The 15,036-nt window shown below is 36.8% G+C and carries 18 protein-coding genes; 9 read left to right on the top strand and 9 right to left on the bottom strand.

Annotated features, from left to right (window positions below; all coding sequences use genetic code 11):
• The first annotated feature begins 3 nt into the window (after positions 1–3).
• The 4 genes from atpG to Q9M50_13480 all read left to right on the top strand — a co-directional run bounded on the left by atpG (position 4) and on the right by Q9M50_13480 (position 4,051).
• Positions 4–870, top strand: a complete 867-nt coding sequence (atpG, locus tag Q9M50_13495) for a F0F1 ATP synthase subunit gamma (GenBank protein MDQ7091628.1) — start codon at positions 4–6, stop codon at positions 868–870.
• Between the two features lie 38 nt (positions 871–908).
• Positions 909–2,306, top strand: coding sequence for a F0F1 ATP synthase subunit beta (gene atpD / locus Q9M50_13490; protein ID MDQ7091627.1), 1,398 nt, complete (start codon positions 909–911; stop codon positions 2,304–2,306).
• A gap of 84 nt (positions 2,307–2,390) precedes the next feature.
• On the top strand, positions 2,391–2,813 hold the full coding sequence (locus Q9M50_13485; GenBank protein ID MDQ7091626.1) for a F0F1 ATP synthase subunit epsilon: 423 nt from the start codon (positions 2,391–2,393) through the stop codon (positions 2,811–2,813).
• A gap of 305 nt (positions 2,814–3,118) precedes the next feature.
• On the top strand, positions 3,119–4,051 hold the full coding sequence (locus Q9M50_13480; protein MDQ7091625.1) for a hypothetical protein: 933 nt from the start codon (positions 3,119–3,121) through the stop codon (positions 4,049–4,051).
• A 93-nt stretch (positions 4,052–4,144) separates the two neighbouring features.
• Here the strand turns inward: Q9M50_13480 and Q9M50_13475 are convergent, their stop codons facing one another.
• Positions 4,145–4,651, bottom strand: a complete 507-nt coding sequence (locus Q9M50_13475) for a TIGR02281 family clan AA aspartic protease (GenBank protein MDQ7091624.1) — start codon at positions 4,649–4,651, stop codon at positions 4,145–4,147.
• 1 nt (position 4,652) lies between these two features.
• Positions 4,653–4,955 carry a DUF2288 domain-containing protein gene (locus Q9M50_13470; protein MDQ7091623.1) on the bottom strand — a complete coding sequence of 101 codons (303 nt, stop codon included), beginning with the start codon at positions 4,953–4,955 and terminating at the stop codon, positions 4,653–4,655.
• Positions 4,956–5,053: 98 nt separating this feature from the next.
• Between Q9M50_13470 and Q9M50_13465 the strand changes: the two genes are divergently transcribed.
• The gene (locus Q9M50_13465) at positions 5,054–5,875 is read left to right on the top strand and encodes a hypothetical protein (GenBank protein MDQ7091622.1); all 822 of its coding nucleotides are present in this window, start codon (positions 5,054–5,056) and stop codon (positions 5,873–5,875) included.
• Between the two features lie 98 nt (positions 5,876–5,973).
• On the opposite strand, the gene Q9M50_13460 is transcribed toward Q9M50_13465, so the two are convergent.
• Together Q9M50_13460 and Q9M50_13455 are read right to left on the bottom strand one after the other, a co-directional pair.
• Entirely contained in the window at positions 5,974–6,909 is a 936-nt protein-coding gene (locus Q9M50_13460; protein ID MDQ7091621.1) for a hypothetical protein, read from the bottom strand.
• Positions 6,910–7,010: 101 nt separating this feature from the next.
• Entirely contained in the window at positions 7,011–8,480 is a 1,470-nt protein-coding gene (locus Q9M50_13455; protein ID MDQ7091620.1) for an MBOAT family protein, read from the bottom strand.
• 394 nt (positions 8,481–8,874) lie between these two features.
• On the opposite strand from Q9M50_13455, the gene Q9M50_13450 reads away from it, so the two are divergent.
• Genes Q9M50_13450 through Q9M50_13440 form a run of 3 tightly spaced genes read left to right on the top strand, consistent with a single transcriptional unit; the run spans position 8,875 to position 11,153 of the window.
• On the top strand, positions 8,875–9,855 hold the full coding sequence (locus tag Q9M50_13450; protein ID MDQ7091619.1) for a sensor domain-containing diguanylate cyclase: 981 nt from the start codon (positions 8,875–8,877) through the stop codon (positions 9,853–9,855).
• Positions 9,856–9,890: 35 nt separating this feature from the next.
• Positions 9,891–10,526, top strand: coding sequence for an MBL fold metallo-hydrolase (locus Q9M50_13445; protein MDQ7091618.1), 636 nt, complete (start codon positions 9,891–9,893; stop codon positions 10,524–10,526).
• Positions 10,527–10,532: 6 nt separating this feature from the next.
• Positions 10,533–11,153 (top strand): uridylate kinase, encoded by a 621-nt coding sequence (locus tag Q9M50_13440; protein ID MDQ7091617.1) that lies wholly within the window; start codon positions 10,533–10,535, stop codon positions 11,151–11,153.
• Here the strand turns inward: Q9M50_13440 and Q9M50_13435 are convergent.
• The 5 genes from Q9M50_13435 to Q9M50_13415 all read right to left on the bottom strand — a co-directional run bounded on the left by Q9M50_13435 (position 11,113) and on the right by Q9M50_13415 (position 14,415).
• On the bottom strand, positions 11,113–11,832 hold the full coding sequence (locus Q9M50_13435) for a DUF5765 domain-containing protein (GenBank protein MDQ7091616.1): 720 nt from the start codon (positions 11,830–11,832) through the stop codon (positions 11,113–11,115). The genes Q9M50_13440 and Q9M50_13435 overlap by 41 nt on opposite strands.
• A gap of 100 nt (positions 11,833–11,932) precedes the next feature.
• The gene (locus Q9M50_13430; protein ID MDQ7091615.1) at positions 11,933–12,379 is read right to left on the bottom strand and encodes a YaiI/YqxD family protein; all 447 of its coding nucleotides are present in this window, start codon (positions 12,377–12,379) and stop codon (positions 11,933–11,935) included.
• A gap of 41 nt (positions 12,380–12,420) precedes the next feature.
• The gene (locus Q9M50_13425; protein ID MDQ7091614.1) at positions 12,421–13,146 is read right to left on the bottom strand and encodes a ComF family protein; all 726 of its coding nucleotides are present in this window, start codon (positions 13,144–13,146) and stop codon (positions 12,421–12,423) included.
• On the bottom strand, positions 13,101–13,541 hold the full coding sequence (locus tag Q9M50_13420; GenBank protein ID MDQ7091613.1) for a VOC family protein: 441 nt from the start codon (positions 13,539–13,541) through the stop codon (positions 13,101–13,103). The genes Q9M50_13425 and Q9M50_13420 overlap by 46 nt, the downstream gene beginning before the upstream one ends.
• 25 nt (positions 13,542–13,566) lie before the next feature.
• Positions 13,567–14,415: an ion transporter gene (locus Q9M50_13415; GenBank protein MDQ7091612.1), complete on the bottom strand. Its 849-nt coding sequence runs from the start codon at positions 14,413–14,415 to the stop codon at positions 13,567–13,569.
• Positions 14,416–14,496: 81 nt separating this feature from the next.
• Between Q9M50_13415 and Q9M50_13410 the strand changes: the two genes are divergently transcribed.
• Entirely contained in the window at positions 14,497–14,922 is a 426-nt protein-coding gene (locus Q9M50_13410; GenBank protein MDQ7091611.1) for an exosortase system-associated protein, TIGR04073 family, read from the top strand.
• Positions 14,923–15,036 lie beyond the last annotated feature (114 nt).

Below are 15,036 nucleotides of genomic sequence, written 5' to 3'. Positions count from 1 at the left end.
CAAATGGCTGTTGGTAGAGAAATACGCACCAAGATTAGTAGTATTAAAAATACTCAAAAAATCACCCGCGCAATGGAAATGGTTGCCGCGAGTAAAATGCGTAAAACGCAAGCTAAAATGCGCGCAACTCGTCCGTATGCAAAAAAGATTAGCCAAATTATTAAACATTTGGCTCATGCGAATCCAGAATATAAGCATTCTTATTTAGTTGAGCGTGAAACTAAACGGATTGGTGTAATTGTCATTAGTTCTGATAGAGGTTTATGTGGTGGCTTAAACTCTAATTTATTTAGAAAAGTCGTTAGCCAGTTTAAACAATGGGACGAGGCAGATATTGACGTTGATGTTTGTACGATTGGCTCAAAAGGCGCCGCTTTTATGGGGCGATTGAACGAGTGTCAGTTATTGGGTCAAGCGGCTAAATTGGGCGATAGTCCCAGTTTAGAGGATATTGTCGGGGTGATTAAAATCATGCTGGATAATTATGATAAACAAGCGATTGATGCGCTTTATGTCGTCAGTAATGAGTTTGTTAACACCATGACCCAAAATCCAGTACTTGAAAAAATTCTTCCCATTGTCGCGAGTGACATTGATGAAGAATTAAAAGGCCATTGGGATTATATCTATGAGCCTGATGCCAAAGAAGTGCTGGATAGTTTATTGACACGTTATATTGAATCCGTTATTTATCAAGGTTTAGTTGAAAATAATGCCTGTGAGCAAGCTGCAAGAATGGTAGCAATGAAAAGTGCTTCTGATAATGCAGGTACGCTTATTGATGAGTTGCAACTGGTTTATAATAAAGCACGACAAGCCGCGATTACGCAAGAAATTTCGGAAATTGTTGCAGGAGCCGCAGCCGTTTAAACGCGAATCACTTATGAAGAATTTAAAGAGGACACACAATGAGTTCGGGTAAAATCGTTCAGATTATTGGCGCGGTCGTGGATGTAGAATTTCCACGCGACGCTTTACCAAAAGTCTATGACGCATTAAATGTAGAAGATAAAAATACTGTTTTAGAAGTTCAACAGCAATTAGGCGATGGCGTTGTCCGTTCAATTGCGATGGGAACATCTGACGGTTTAAGCCGTGGATTAAAGGTCACTAGTACGGGTGCTCCTATTTCTGTTCCTGTCGGTAAAGAAACCTTAGGACGGATTATGAATGTCTTGGGTGAGCCTATTGATGAACGAGGAGCGATTGGCGAAAAAGAAAAATGGGGAATTCACCGTAAAGCTCCTAGCTATGATGAACAATCGGCTTCTGATGATTTATTAGAAACAGGCATCAAAGTAATTGACTTAATCTGTCCTTTTGCAAAAGGGGGTAAAGTCGGTTTATTTGGTGGCGCAGGTGTGGGTAAAACCGTCAACATGATGGAATTAATCAACAACATTGCGAGAGAACATTCGGGTTTATCTGTTTTTGCTGGGGTAGGTGAACGAACGCGTGAAGGAAATGATTTCTATCACGAAATGCAAGAAGCGGGCGTTATTAATGCCGAAAACTTAAATGACTCTAAAGTCGCGATGGTTTACGGACAAATGAATGAGCCTCCAGGAAACCGTTTACGCGTTGCGTTAACAGGGTTAACCATGGCGGAATATTTTCGTGATGAAGGCCGTGATGTTTTATTTTTCGTTGATAATATTTATCGTTACACCTTAGCGGGAACGGAAGTATCGGCACTCTTAGGTCGTATGCCTTCTGCGGTAGGTTATCAGCCTAACCTTGCAGAAGAAATGGGTGTTTTACAAGAACGTATTACGTCGACTAAAAAAGGTTCGATTACTTCAATTCAAGCGGTCTATGTGCCAGCGGATGATTTAACCGATCCATCGCCTGCAACAACCTTTGCGCATTTAGATGCGACCGTAGTCTTGTCACGTCAAATTGCAGAGCTTGGAATTTATCCTGCGATTGATCCTTTAGATTCAACCAGTCGTCAGTTAGATCCTCTCGTCATTGGTCAAGATCATTATGATGTTGCTCGTGCCGTTCAGGGAATCTTACAGCGTTATAAAGAACTAAGAGATATTATTGCAATTTTAGGAATGGACGAGTTATCAGAAGAAGATAAACAAACCGTTTCCAGAGCGCGTAAAATTCAACGTTTCTTATCACAACCCTTTTTTGTGGCTGAAGTCTTTACGGGTGCGCCGGGTAAATACGTCTCTCTAGCAGATACTATTGCAGGGTTTCAAGGCATTATTGCAGGTGAATATGATAGCCTTCCTGAGCAAGCATTTTACATGGTCGGTTCGATTGATGAAGCGATAGAAAAAGCTAAAAACATGTAGTTTAAAAGGTAGATAATAGAGGATAGAGACTAGACATCTCAATTGTTGATTTATCTACTTTTAACAACCTTATAGGTAAATATGATGACAATGACTATTCATGTTGATATTGTGAGCGTAGGACAAGAAGTTTTTTCAGGTCTTGCGGAAATGGTTTTTGCCCCTGCTGAAATGGGGGAATTAGGAATTGCTCCACGTCACGCGCCTTTAATTACTAAATTAAGACCGGGTGAAGTTCGGGTTAAAATTAACGATAAAGAAACGCAACCCTTTTATATTTCTGGGGGAATGTTGGAAGTTCAACCTCATATTGTGACTATTTTGGCCGATGATGCGATTAGAGCGAAAGATATTGATGAAGCAGCCGCATTAGATGCAAAAAAAAAAGCTGAAGATGCATTAGCAGATCAAACGGGAACAATTAGTTATTCAACCGCTTCCGCGCAATTAGCAGAGGCGATGGAACAATTAAAATCCTTGGATAGGTTAAGAAAGCTTGGCCAGTAATTATTTTCAGTAATAATTATTTTGAAGCCCGATAGTGAGTGGTCACTATCGGGCTTTTTTGTGATTGTTAGAATGAAAATGTTTATATGAATTCCAAATTGATATTATTGTATGGTAATGTGGGCATCCTTCATTTAGCTTAAAAGTAGTTTACACTTTATTCTTAAAAAATAGTGGGGAGTAAAATAGCTTTAGCTATTTTCGTGACTTGCCAACTGCTAAAACTATTGGACACCGATTTAAACTGTAAACCGAAAAATGAAGGATGCCGTAATGTGGAATGGATATTTCTTAGGATATAGATAATGATAAAAAATAAATTTTTAAAATTAACGGGCTTATTTGCTAGCGCGATTATTTTCTCAAATTTTGTTTTTGCTTTACCCGCAGAACAAAATCAACTTCGTATAGAAACGGGTTTATCAAAAAGAAAAGGGGATACTGCCTTTTCAACGTTAGTTTCTTGGCGAAAAGGGGGCGATACAAAACATCGAGCCAATGGTCTAGTTTTTATTAATGGCTTTACGTCAAGAAACCCGACTTCTGCAATTACGTTGGCTAAAAAAGCAGCAAAATCGCTTAACGCGGGAATAAACTATGATGCGCCCCATGCGCGTGGAGCCATTGCTCGCTTTATTGAGGGAGAACCAACCTATTTAGTGAGTAATCGAGCGGGGTTTGATTTAGCTTATGTGACGACACGCGATTATAGCAATCAAAAACTCCATTATGATATTCCTAATGGCGATTTTAATACCACTTCCATTGATGTTGCCATCGATATTGTTTATTCAGCAGCGGTTGAGTATATTGATAATTTTTCACGTTCTAATAATAAAGGGGCGGCAGGAGGAATCATTCGTATAACGCTGGATAATAATCCACCGATCGAAATTAAAACAGTCAATAAATCAACAAAAGTAATTGAAAAAGAAATTGCCGAGGCTATAGGGACTCAGGCACAGTTTTCATCGACTCCGCTTTACCCAAATTTTGTGACGCTAAAATCAAGAAACTATAAATCCTTTGATGATGGTGAAGTTCAAATGCGTCAATTAAAGGCTCGTTCGATTACAATTGATGTTCAGGATTCGGGTTTAGGCGTTTTAACTAAATTTAAGTTTCCCGATGTTAATGAGTCAGTTGAGTCTACAAATACTATTTTTTATCTCCTTGGTTTTTTGATGGCAGGTTGTTTAGGCTATATTGTTTATAAAGTTAAACTAAAAACTGCGTAAGCCATCGGCTAAGTTCTTATAACTATAACGCTCAAGGAAAGAACGTGAATTCAAGCTATAAATAATGATAGCTTGAATCGCGGTTAGATTACTTTAATTGTAATGTCGAAGTGATAATTGCTGATTTCGCTGAATAATTTCTAAATGCCTCATAAAATTCATTCCTAATAAAATTTCATCCCCGTTCATATAGGGATTAATATGTGCTTTGAGGTTATTTAAGGTAATTGAACCTAAACTCACCTGCTTTAAATCAGTTGAATAAACCGTGATTGAACCATTTGCAGTCATTACTTGCAGGGGATAACCTTTTTTTAAGTGCAACTGATCAGCAATTTTTTCAGGGATACTTATCTGAGTTGCTCCAGTATCCAGTAAAAAAGTAACTTTATTCGTATTAATGCGTCCTGTTGCTACATAATGACCCTGGCGGTTTTGTTCTAAGATGACTTCTGCCATGCGGTTATTAAGGGCATCACTGGCTAAATTTTGGTTTGGATTATTTTGTTTTTCTAATAAAGTATTGGCCGCTAGAGTTAATAAGGCTAACAATAAAAACCAAGCTAAATAAATCATCCCTTGCCCTATTTTTTGGCTCATCTTAATTTTTATCCTGTACGAGAACCCACGGCTTAATAACAACCGCCCAGACTAAACTGTCCTTATTTATCCATTGCTGCGCTTGAGACTCGGTTACCTTGCCAATTTTGTGATTAATCATCCATGTATTAACCTGCGTTTTATTATCTTGTGAAAACTGGTAAGCCACGTCAACTAAATCTAAATCTGAGCTAACAAAGATAGCGTCGCCCTTTGCAAAAAAACGTTGTAATTCCTGCCAAGGCATTCGAGAAGTCTCTAAATTTAATTTTTTTCGGGTTATTAAATCATCTGTTTGAGTCATAAAAAAATTCTAATAGCTTTATTGGGAAGATACTGTAAAAATAAGGGGTTATTTTATAATAATTAACCCCTTAATCACTAGAAAAGAGAAAAATATTTATGTCACTTTTTACCGCTATTAAGAAAAAAACGACCCTAAGTGCTGCAACCAATCAAATTGGCAAGGCGCGAAAAGCCCAAAAGGGTAAAGCTGAGCAACTTTATAAAAGTGCTTATGAGGGCTTTGAATTTGTCCTTAGCGATAATTTAATGTTGGCCGATGCCTTATATAACTGGGGGTTTGGGTTATTAAACCAAGCTAAAACGAAAGAGGGACAACAAGCCATTGAGCTTTATGAGGAAGCGATTAATAAATACAGTTTTTGTTTAACGGTCGAGCCTTATTATTTAGGGGCAGCCGTTGAAGGGGGCGTTGCTTATATGGACATTGCTCGTATTAAAGGGGCAGCCGCTGATGATCTTTTATATCACCGTGCTAAAGCCTGTTTTAAGCAGGCAGGGACCATTCAAAAAGGGAGCGGTGCTTTTAATTTCGCGTGTCTTTATAGTATTGAAAATAATCATGAAGCCTGTCTTGCCTCTTTAAAAGAGGCGAAAGAATATGCTCATCTACCCGATGAAGCCGATATTTTAAATGACCCTGATATGAAAAATGTCATCGAAACGCCTTGGTTTCTTGAATTTATGGAAGGTATAAAAGTTGAACAAGCGGCGATTGAAAATGCGGCGGCTGAAAAGAAAAAAGCAAAAGCTGAGGCTAAACTTAGAGCGGGTGGGGCAACTAATGTTGGCAAGACTGAGAGTGTTAAAGCGGATGAGACCCCAGTCGTTGACGTTGTTTCTGAAAAAACAGATGAGCCTGAACCTGAGATTGTGCCTGAAAAAACAGATGAGACTGTGCCTGAAAAAAAGGAATCATAAACGGCGTATTTTTTATTTTGATGTTTTATAGGCTAGAAATAGGTTGAGTCTATGACCATTAGAGACGCAAGGCATGGGCATTGCGTCTCTATTAGTCGTTAAATATCTAAGTCATAGGAGATGGCTTTAGTTTGATTAAACCACGAGTAACTTATTGGGTTTTTAAGGTGATTAATTAATCGTCTTGTACGCATATCACGCGCTTTTGCATTGATATGATAATAACTATTCAGAATAAATTCAGGGGAAAATCGACTTTCATAAGGATCGCCTAAAATTAAGATGTTATGCTCATTAAGTGTCTTTTTAATTAATTTTGTAAAACCTTTAATCATTGGCGTATTTTTTAAGCTATAACAGTCTTTTCCGACGACGACAGGCCACGTTAAAACAATATGAATGCCTTGGTTTTGTAATTGCTGAATAAGTTTTAAGTTTTCTTTAAACGTCGAAGAAAGTGTAAATCCATTTTTCAAGGCATTTCCTAAAACGTATTCATCACAAGGAGTCACTTTACTGGCCTCCTCAAATTCTAAAACAAAATCTTCTTGTATAAAATCACCTCTTTCTTGATGGTTAAATCTTTCAATATGTTGCTTTAAATTACGATTATTATTTTTAAATTCTTTTCTATAATGATTAACATCATACATAAAACTTGAAAAAGGGGTGTTCCATATTTGTTTTATATCTTGAACGGGAGTGCTTTGATGGTAGTAATGTAAACTTCCGAGTAAATTATTCGTAAAAATATCAGGAATAGCCTCATAAGAATAATATTGCCACTCAAGAGGGAGTAATACAATATCCCCTTGATGCGAATATTTTTCAATGCGCCGTAATTTACTTTGTAAGGGGTACCCTGCATTATCCGCTAAATTGATGGTTAAAATATTGAGTTCTTTTTCAAGTAAATGACTATCAATCCCAAAAAAAGAATTAGAGCCACTATCAATAATAAGTCGTTGACCTTGAGTATGATTCAATAAAAATTGTTTGTAAGAATGACTGACTAAAATTTCTCGGGTGGCCATTAAATAATAGCCAACCGTATAGGTAATGATAAGGATTATAAAAGAAAGGACGGTTATTAATAAAAAAAGTTTTGATCTTTTTACGTGACTCACTGATAATCCTAGAAATTAAAATATAAAAAAGGAGACGATTCTGTTTCTATTGACAATAAATAGGAAACTAAAACGGTTAATGCAATAAAAACAGCGTGATAACTTTTAAATGTTTTTTTAGCGACCATTTCAGATGAATTTTGACAATAAAGACAAAGGATAAACCCCACTAAAAGGGCATACATAACATTAGAGCCATCGCCAATATGTTCGGTCACCTTGCCAAAAGAGACATTTTCAAATGAGGATAAAAATGAAAATAATTTTTCACGCCGATCTGTAATTACAACCCCTGATAATCCTAACATTCCTTCAATGACTTTATGGGCATCGTCCCATTCTTTGGCTCGAAAAAAGACCCAAGAAAGATTAATAAAATTAAAGGTTAAAAACCAAGCTAAAATTTTAGGTAATTTGTAACCAACGCTTGACCACAAACGATGGATGACCAAGGCGGTTCCATGTAAAACACCCCAAAATATAAATGTCCATCCCGCACCATGCCAAATTCCGCCCAGAATAAAGGTGATCCATAAATTAAAATACGTTCTAAACATACCTTTACGATTTCCACCGAGGGGAATATAAATATAATTACGTAAAAAACGAGATAAGGTGATATGCCATCGTCGCCAAAAGTCTTGAATATCTAAGGCTTTATAGGGTGAGTTAAAATTAATCGGTAATTTTATGTTAAATAATAAGGCCGCTCCAATCGCCATATCGGTATAACCACTAAAATCAAAATATAATTGAAAGCTATAAGCTAATGACGTGGCCCAGGCTTCAAAAAAATTAAGGGTTGGGGCTTGATCAAATCCTAAGGTTGCCCATTCTGCAAACGTGTCGGCAATCATTACTTTTTTAGCTAAGCCAATAGCAAAAATAAATAATCCTGTCGCAATATTGGGATAACGCTTAACTAAATTCCATTTTGAGGCAAATTGCGGCATCATTTCGGCATGATGAACAATAGGCCCGGCAATAAGCTGGGGAAAAAAGGTGACAAAAAGAGCGTAATTTAAAAAATCATATTCTGAAGTTTCTTGCCGATAAGAGTCGACTAAATAGGCAATTTGTTGAAAGGTAAAAAATGAAATAGCTAACGGTAATAACAGGTTTAGTGGGGGAACTGAGCCATCGAAAGCAAGGTTAAAATTATGAATTAAAAAATCATAATATTTAAAATAGCCTAATAACCCCAGATTAGCCACAATTCCGGTGATGAGCAGTGATTTTTTAGGAAACTGTAACCGCTTTTTTTTCTCATTTAACGCACTTCCAATGACATAATTGAACAGCATGGAGGATAAAATAAGGGGCAAATAGCTAATTTCCCACCAGCTATAAAAAAATAATGAGGCAAAAACGAGAAACGCTTTTGCACCAATAATGAAGCGTTTATGTAGAAAATAAAAGTAAATAAAAAAAGAAAGGGGTAAAAATATAAATAAAAATTCAGAGCTGTTAAAAATCATTCAATAACCAGTAAGTATTTTTAGTTAATAACTTTTAGGGTATAACAGGGTAATGCTGCCTTTTCTTTTATAACCTTTTGCCTTAACTAAATTGCGTAAGTTAAGTTTTTTTGAAACTTATATTAGTGCTTATTCTACCAGTTTTAAGTAGACAATCGACGGCATCGTTGCAGATAATGATAGAATTATGCGTTATAATTTTTTAAAAAATAATCACTAAAATAGCGCGATAAGGCTAAATTATTACGCAGTTTTTTAATAAACTGCTAACCTTAAAGTGAAAGTTACTCACCGTTAAGAGAATAGAACATTGGAAGAAGATATAACCACCGATTTAATGATATTGCAAAGTTGCCTCGACACTATGGTCAATAAGGTCGAAGGGGATAATTTGATGCTTAAAAAACTTCGTAGTTTTGAGCTGCAATTACTTGATTTAACAACGCTTCCAGAAATAATTGATTTTATTTTAAAAGAGCTTGTCGTTGTTTTTGACTTAGATGATATAAGCCTATCATTGGTTAATCAGGATAATGAAATCAGCAATTACTTAGCGAGTTACGATTATGATTACGAAAAAAATGCTAATTTAATTTTATTAGAAGATAAAATTATTCTGGTGAATAATTTTAGTAATGGGATGTATATGGGGGCTTATGAGGCTTATAAGCATGAGGTTTTTTTCCCCCTACGTGAAGAAACACCTGCAACCATTGCCATTATGCCGTTGACTCGTAAAGGGCACTATTTAGGCTCATTAAACCTTGTCAGTAAACGGGCCGATTGTTTTTTTAATAGTTTTATTAATGACTCAATGCCCCAACTGGTGGCTTTATTGGCGATGACGATTGAAAATAGTTTGCAGTTTGAGACGTTAAAGCAAGTTAAACTCATTGAAACGCTCACCCACGTTAATAACCGCCATTTTTTTGAAAGACGGCTTGTTGAAGAACTTGATCGAGGACAGCGTAGTGTTAATTATATTTCGTGTTTAATCTTTGATGTTATTTTTTCAAAGGGACGTAAAAATACCGATGCACAAAAATTAGAAAAGTATGTTTTGGAATCTATTTCTGAATTATTAAAACAACAGCTTCGAGTTTCAGATGTTTTTAGTTATTATGAAGGTAAGAAATTTGCAGCCTTATTAGTTAATGTCTCTGATGAGGTCGTTGTTGCGTTGTCTAAACGAATACAGGCGGTCTTAAAAGAACATAAAATAATTTTTTTAGGACAAACTATTTCTTTTTCTGCGGCGATAGGTCATGCAAGTTACGAATTTGATCGGGACAGCTCATCCCAAATTCAGCAGGAAATTGCTGTGAAATTAATTGATGAGGCCGATACTCATTTGCAAAAAATAAAACAAACTTAAATTCATCTGCATCCATAATCCCCAAAGGTTTATTAATGAAAATAATTACAATTCCTGTGACTTCTTTTCAACAAAACTGTTCCTTACTCATTTGTGACAACACGGGTAAAGCGGCCTTTGTTGATCCCGGTGGCGATGTTGATCAATTATTAGACGTACTTGAAAAAGAAGATGTTATTTTAGAATCCATTATCTTAACGCATGGGCATTTAGATCACGTTGGGGCAACGGCGGAGTTAGCGTCAATGTACAATATTCCGATTGAAGGGCCTCATCATGAGGATCGGTTTTTAATTGAAACTATTCCTTCGCAGTGTCAGACTTTTGGTTTTCCACCTTGTGATAGTTTTAAACCGACACGCTGGCTTGAAGAAGGGGATCGTGTTGAAATAGGGAATGAAGTATTAGAGGTCATTCATTGTCCTGGTCATACACCCGGTCACATTGTTTTGTATCATGCTGCATCTCAACGGGCCTTAGTGGGGGATGTTTTATTTAAAGGCTCTATCGGGCGTACCGATTTAGAAAAAGGGGACTTTAATACGTTGATTGATTCAATTAAAAATAAACTTTGGCCTTTAGGTGGGAAGGTTACATTTATTTCAGGGCATGGGCCTATGTCAAGTTTTGCAGAAGAAATGGAAAATAATCCTTTTGTTCACATTAATTAGAGGATTGTGACAAAAATTCATGTGGTTAAACTTGGCGGGAGTTTAGAAAAATCAAAGCAATTAATCGGTTGTTTAAATAAAATTGAAACGCTGAGTCAGGAGATGGTTATCATTGTTCCAGGGGGGGGATTATTTGCAGATAATGTTCGTCAATCCCAGCAGTGTTGGCACTTTAATGATGTGATTGCACATGAAATGGCAATTTTAGCTATGCAACAGATGGCTTTATTGTTTCAGGGGTTACAGGCCAATTTTCAGGTTCTAAATTTGGTTAACGATATTCAAAAACAAATAAAAATAAAAGCCCCTTTCAAAATTATTTGGTCGCCTTGTATTGACGAACTCAATGAAGCGACTATTAAGGCCAGTTGGGGGGTTACGTCAGATAGTTTAGCCGCTTGGCTTGCAATACAACTGCACGCCAGTCAACTAACGATAATTAAAGCTATCAATATCCCTTGTCTGGCATCATTGAGTCAATTAGAAGATCAAGGAATTATTGATCGCGAATTTTCATTTTTTGTGAGTGAGGCTTGTTTTAACATTCAAATTATCAACGCCAATCACTTTTTAGATCACTGTGATTTTAAGCAAATTCTTGAAAACTCTCTGGTTTATCCGCTTTAAAAAATTTAGTAAACATAGGCATAAAACTTGCGGTAATAGGAATGGAGTAAAAACAATACATCGCTGCGGCTTCACCTGTTGAGACTCCAAATGCCCATTGTGGAAAAAATAACGTCATCATCGCCATGCTAAAATGAAAACTGGCTATTTTTATATTGTTTTTCCATAAAAACCCGCTTATGGCTAAGGCAAATAACGAACCATGGGTGATTAATAAACCGTAGGCACTCGCAATATGGTAACCGACATGATATTTTCCCATAAATAAACACGAGACCATATCACCAATAAAATTAGGTTCAATATTAAATAATTGCCATTGTTGAGGGAAAAATTTAAACAGAATAAAAAGACCGCTTAACGATCCGCCTATTTGAGTTGCACGCTTTAACGCATTCGGATCGGATGAATAGGTCGCTAATGCGGGCATAATTGCAAAGGCTTGTAAGCAAATATGATACGCTGAGAGTTCACTGAGAAAAAGGTTGGTTCCATAGCCACATTGATCGACAACGGGGTAGGCAAAATATTGAATAAACTCCATGAGTGCAAAATGAAGAATCGCATAAGAGCGGGCTAATCTAACCCAAAAAGACTCCTTTTTATCGAAAAAGGTAATGCTTGCTGCCACTATGCCGATAACGCCTAATCCGAGTGACATATTCGCACTAAAACACATAAATCCTCCATTAATTATTAATAAAACAGCTCAGTGTAGCTTCTTTTTAATTTTTTTGTGCAATTAATCCGTAAATCTTATCACAGAGTTGGGTTGGTTTTTAAGTCGCATTAGCCAACAGTTTATCTAAATGATTTGCAAATTCTTGACGTTCACTGTGACTCAAGGGGGCTTGTCCGCCCGTATCAATACCACTGGAACGTAAGGTATCCATAAAATCTCTCATGTTTAAACGGGCTTTAATATTCTCAGTGGTATAAAGTTCGCCGCGTGGATTAAGCGCGTAAGCTCCTTTTTCGATAACTTCCGCTGCCAAAGGAATATCACCGGTAATCACTAAATCGCCAGGGACAAGTCGTTTAACAATTTCGTTATCAGCCACATCAAATCCTGATGAAACCTGAAGAAATTGGATGGTGCGGGAAGGGGGGATATGTAACGAATGATTAGCGACTAACGTTACGAAAGTTCCTGTCCGTTCTGCGGCTTTAAATAAAATAGCCTTAATAACGACGGGACACGCATCAGCATCTACCCATATTTTCATTTTAATTTCCTTTTGTTGTGTTGGTTAAACGCACCATTAATTTAGGCACGCGCACAAACCCATAATTCTATCGTGCTAACGCCTGCTTTTTTAAAAATACGCGTAATTTCTCGTAAGGTGGAGCCTGTTGTCATGACATCATCTAAAATAGCAATATGGGTATAGTTGATTTGTTTCACAAGGGAGAAGGCATTTTTAACATTTTCATGGCGTTTGTGTTTGGGTAAGCCTATTTGATGAGGCGTATTTCGATGGCGAATACAGAGTTTAGATTCAATCGGAATATGTAACTGTTTTCCCACTGTTTTAGCAATTTCTAATGATTGATTAAAACCTCGTTGGCGATAGCGTTTTTTATGGAGGGGAACAGGGATAATACATTGAGGTAATGAGGTCTTTGTTAATGAATCTGCAAAAATCTGGCCTAATAAACGTGCATTTTTATAGGTTTGATTAAACTTAAGTTGTGTAATTAAATATCCTATGGCCCCTTGATAGATAAAAGGCGCGTGGGTCGTGTTAAAATCAGGTGGGTTTGATAAACAGGTTCCACAAAGAGGGGATAGCCTTTTTGATTTTAAGGGGTAACCACATTGATAACAGCTCTGTTTATTTCGCAGTAATTGCTGAAAACAAAACTTACAAATATCTTTACCCTCGATGCCATCGTCATCACAGAGAATACACATGGATGAACGGTTAAGAATTTTGCGTGCATAATTTACCAATGGCCCGTATTTTCCATTGAAAGCCACGGTTCTTGACACGGTAATTTAGGCCCTTTTTGTAATAATTCAATAGAAATGTTGTCAGGTGATTTAAGAAAGGCCATATAACCATCGCGTGGCGGTCGATTTATAATGACCCCTTGATCGATTAATGATTGGCAAACGCTATAGATATTAGTAACTTCAAACGCTAAATGTCCAAAATTACGTCCAGCGTCATAGTTTTCACTGTCCCAATTATAGGTTAATTCTATTAAGGGGGCTTCATTCGCTTTAGCCTGCTTACTGTCTTCAGGGGCGTATAAATAGATGAGTGAAAAACGTCCTTCTTCACTTTCAATTCGATGGGATTCCATTAAGCCTAGTTTATGGCAATAAAAATCCAATGAATCGTCAAGATTTTTAACGCGTACCATCGCATGTAAATAGCGCATGTTTAAATTCCCCTTGTTTAAAAGTTTAATGTTCGAGTGGATGTCCACAGTATTTGCAAAATTGCGCATCAAAATCATGTCCTGTTGCGCCGCAATCAGGGCAAGCATCATTGGTAATTTTATCGGCTTGATAATGCTTAAATAATTCAGCACTGTATACGCCCGTAGGTACTGCAATAATACCATAACCCATAATCATAATCGCCGAGGCTATGATTTGGCCTAACGTTGATTGTGGTGCAATATCGCCATAGCCGACCGTTGTTAAGGTGACGATTGCCCAATAAATTGATTTAGGGATACTGGTAAATCCAGCATGACTGCCTTCAACAACATACATTAGTGAGCCAAAGACCACCACTAACGTTAACACAACATATAAAAAGACGGCAATTTTACGAAAACTACTGGTTAACGCATCCATAAGTATATGCGCTTCTTGCATATATTCAGAGAGCTTTAAAATTCTAAAAATTCGCAACAAACGTAAGGCACGTAGTACCAGCATATATTTTACCCCAGGAATTAAAAGCCCGATATAAGTGGGTAAAATAGACAGTAAATCGACCAGTCCAAAAAAACTGCGAACGTACAGCCACGGTTTGCGAACACAAATTAATCGTGCTAAATATTCAATGGTAAATAAGAGCGTGAAAAACCATTCGCTTATGTAAAATATTTTATAATAACGACGCTGTATGGATTCAACACTATCGAGCATCACCATGAAAATACTGAGTATTATCATAATAATTAAGATAATATCAAAGCCTTTTCCTAAACGTGTTTCTGCGCCAAAAATAATATCATTAAGCGATTCACGCCAAGCTGATAATTTGTCCCCTTTATTATAGGATTGCTTTTTAGATGCCATCGTTTACTGCTTTATTATGAGTCAAAATATTTCTTTCAGCTCTGCTATACTTCTAGCAAATTTAATTTTTGAGAATTTATGATGAAAAAAAAGTCACCATCGTTAGTGAGTCCATTGTTATTAGCGGCCATATTAACCCTATCTTCGATTGCTCAAGCGGATGAAAATAGTCAAAATACAGAATACCCTTATGGTGAAAAAGTAGGGAGTAAAGCCTTAAATGGAATAACAAATATGACGACTGCCGTGCTTGAAATACCTAAAAATATCATCAATACAACCAATAATAGTAATATTATTTATGGGGTTACGGGCGGGTTGTTTAAAGGGATTATTCACATGTTAGGGCGACTATCAACAGGGCTTGTGGATGTGATTACCATGCCTATTCCAACCTATCCTATTTCAGAACCTGCCTATATTTGGGATGATTTTGATACGGATACGTCTTACAAACCTTTGTTTCGATTAGATACCACGGTTAGGAAAAAAGAAACTAACGAGTAGAGACGTTAAGTACCTAAGATAACGAATGGAGTGAATGAAGGCTGGGTTTACGTTATTTCGCAAGCGAAACAAGCTAACCCAGTCTACCAATTTTCTTTTTATTTTATAACCTAT

Source organism: Methylococcales bacterium (assembly GCA_030949405.1).
Taxonomy (GTDB): Bacteria; Pseudomonadota; Gammaproteobacteria; order Methylococcales; family Methylomonadaceae; genus WTBX01.
The sequence above is the reverse complement of the archived record's forward strand: the minus strand, read 5'-3'. Positions and strand labels throughout refer to the sequence as shown.

Coding starts and splice junctions, on each gene's coding strand:
- atpG (MDQ7091628.1), top strand. CDS start 4: ATGGCTGTTGGTAGAGAAATACGCACCAAGATTAGTAGTATTAAAAAT.
- atpD (MDQ7091627.1), top strand. CDS start 909: ATGAGTTCGGGTAAAATCGTTCAGATTATTGGCGCGGTCGTGGATGTA.
- Q9M50_13485 (MDQ7091626.1), top strand. CDS start 2,391: ATGACAATGACTATTCATGTTGATATTGTGAGCGTAGGACAAGAAGTT.
- Q9M50_13480 (MDQ7091625.1), top strand. CDS start 3,119: ATGATAAAAAATAAATTTTTAAAATTAACGGGCTTATTTGCTAGCGCG.
- Q9M50_13475 (MDQ7091624.1), bottom strand. CDS start 4,651: ATGAGCCAAAAAATAGGGCAAGGGATGATTTATTTAGCTTGGTTTTTA.
- Q9M50_13470 (MDQ7091623.1), bottom strand. CDS start 4,955: ATGACTCAAACAGATGATTTAATAACCCGAAAAAAATTAAATTTAGAG.
- Q9M50_13465 (MDQ7091622.1), top strand. CDS start 5,054: ATGTCACTTTTTACCGCTATTAAGAAAAAAACGACCCTAAGTGCTGCA.
- Q9M50_13460 (MDQ7091621.1), bottom strand. CDS start 6,909: ATGGCCACCCGAGAAATTTTAGTCAGTCATTCTTACAAACAATTTTTA.
- Q9M50_13455 (MDQ7091620.1), bottom strand. CDS start 8,480: ATGATTTTTAACAGCTCTGAATTTTTATTTATATTTTTACCCCTTTCT.
- Q9M50_13450 (MDQ7091619.1), top strand. CDS start 8,875: ATGCTTAAAAAACTTCGTAGTTTTGAGCTGCAATTACTTGATTTAACA.
- Q9M50_13445 (MDQ7091618.1), top strand. CDS start 9,891: ATGAAAATAATTACAATTCCTGTGACTTCTTTTCAACAAAACTGTTCC.
- Q9M50_13435 (MDQ7091616.1), bottom strand. CDS start 11,832: ATGTGTTTTAGTGCGAATATGTCACTCGGATTAGGCGTTATCGGCATA.
- Q9M50_13430 (MDQ7091615.1), bottom strand. CDS start 12,379: ATGAAAATATGGGTAGATGCTGATGCGTGTCCCGTCGTTATTAAGGCT.
- Q9M50_13420 (MDQ7091613.1), bottom strand. CDS start 13,541: ATGCGCTATTTACATGCGATGGTACGCGTTAAAAATCTTGACGATTCA.
- Q9M50_13415 (MDQ7091612.1), bottom strand. CDS start 14,415: ATGGCATCTAAAAAGCAATCCTATAATAAAGGGGACAAATTATCAGCT.
- Q9M50_13410 (MDQ7091611.1), top strand. CDS start 14,497: ATGAAAAAAAAGTCACCATCGTTAGTGAGTCCATTGTTATTAGCGGCC.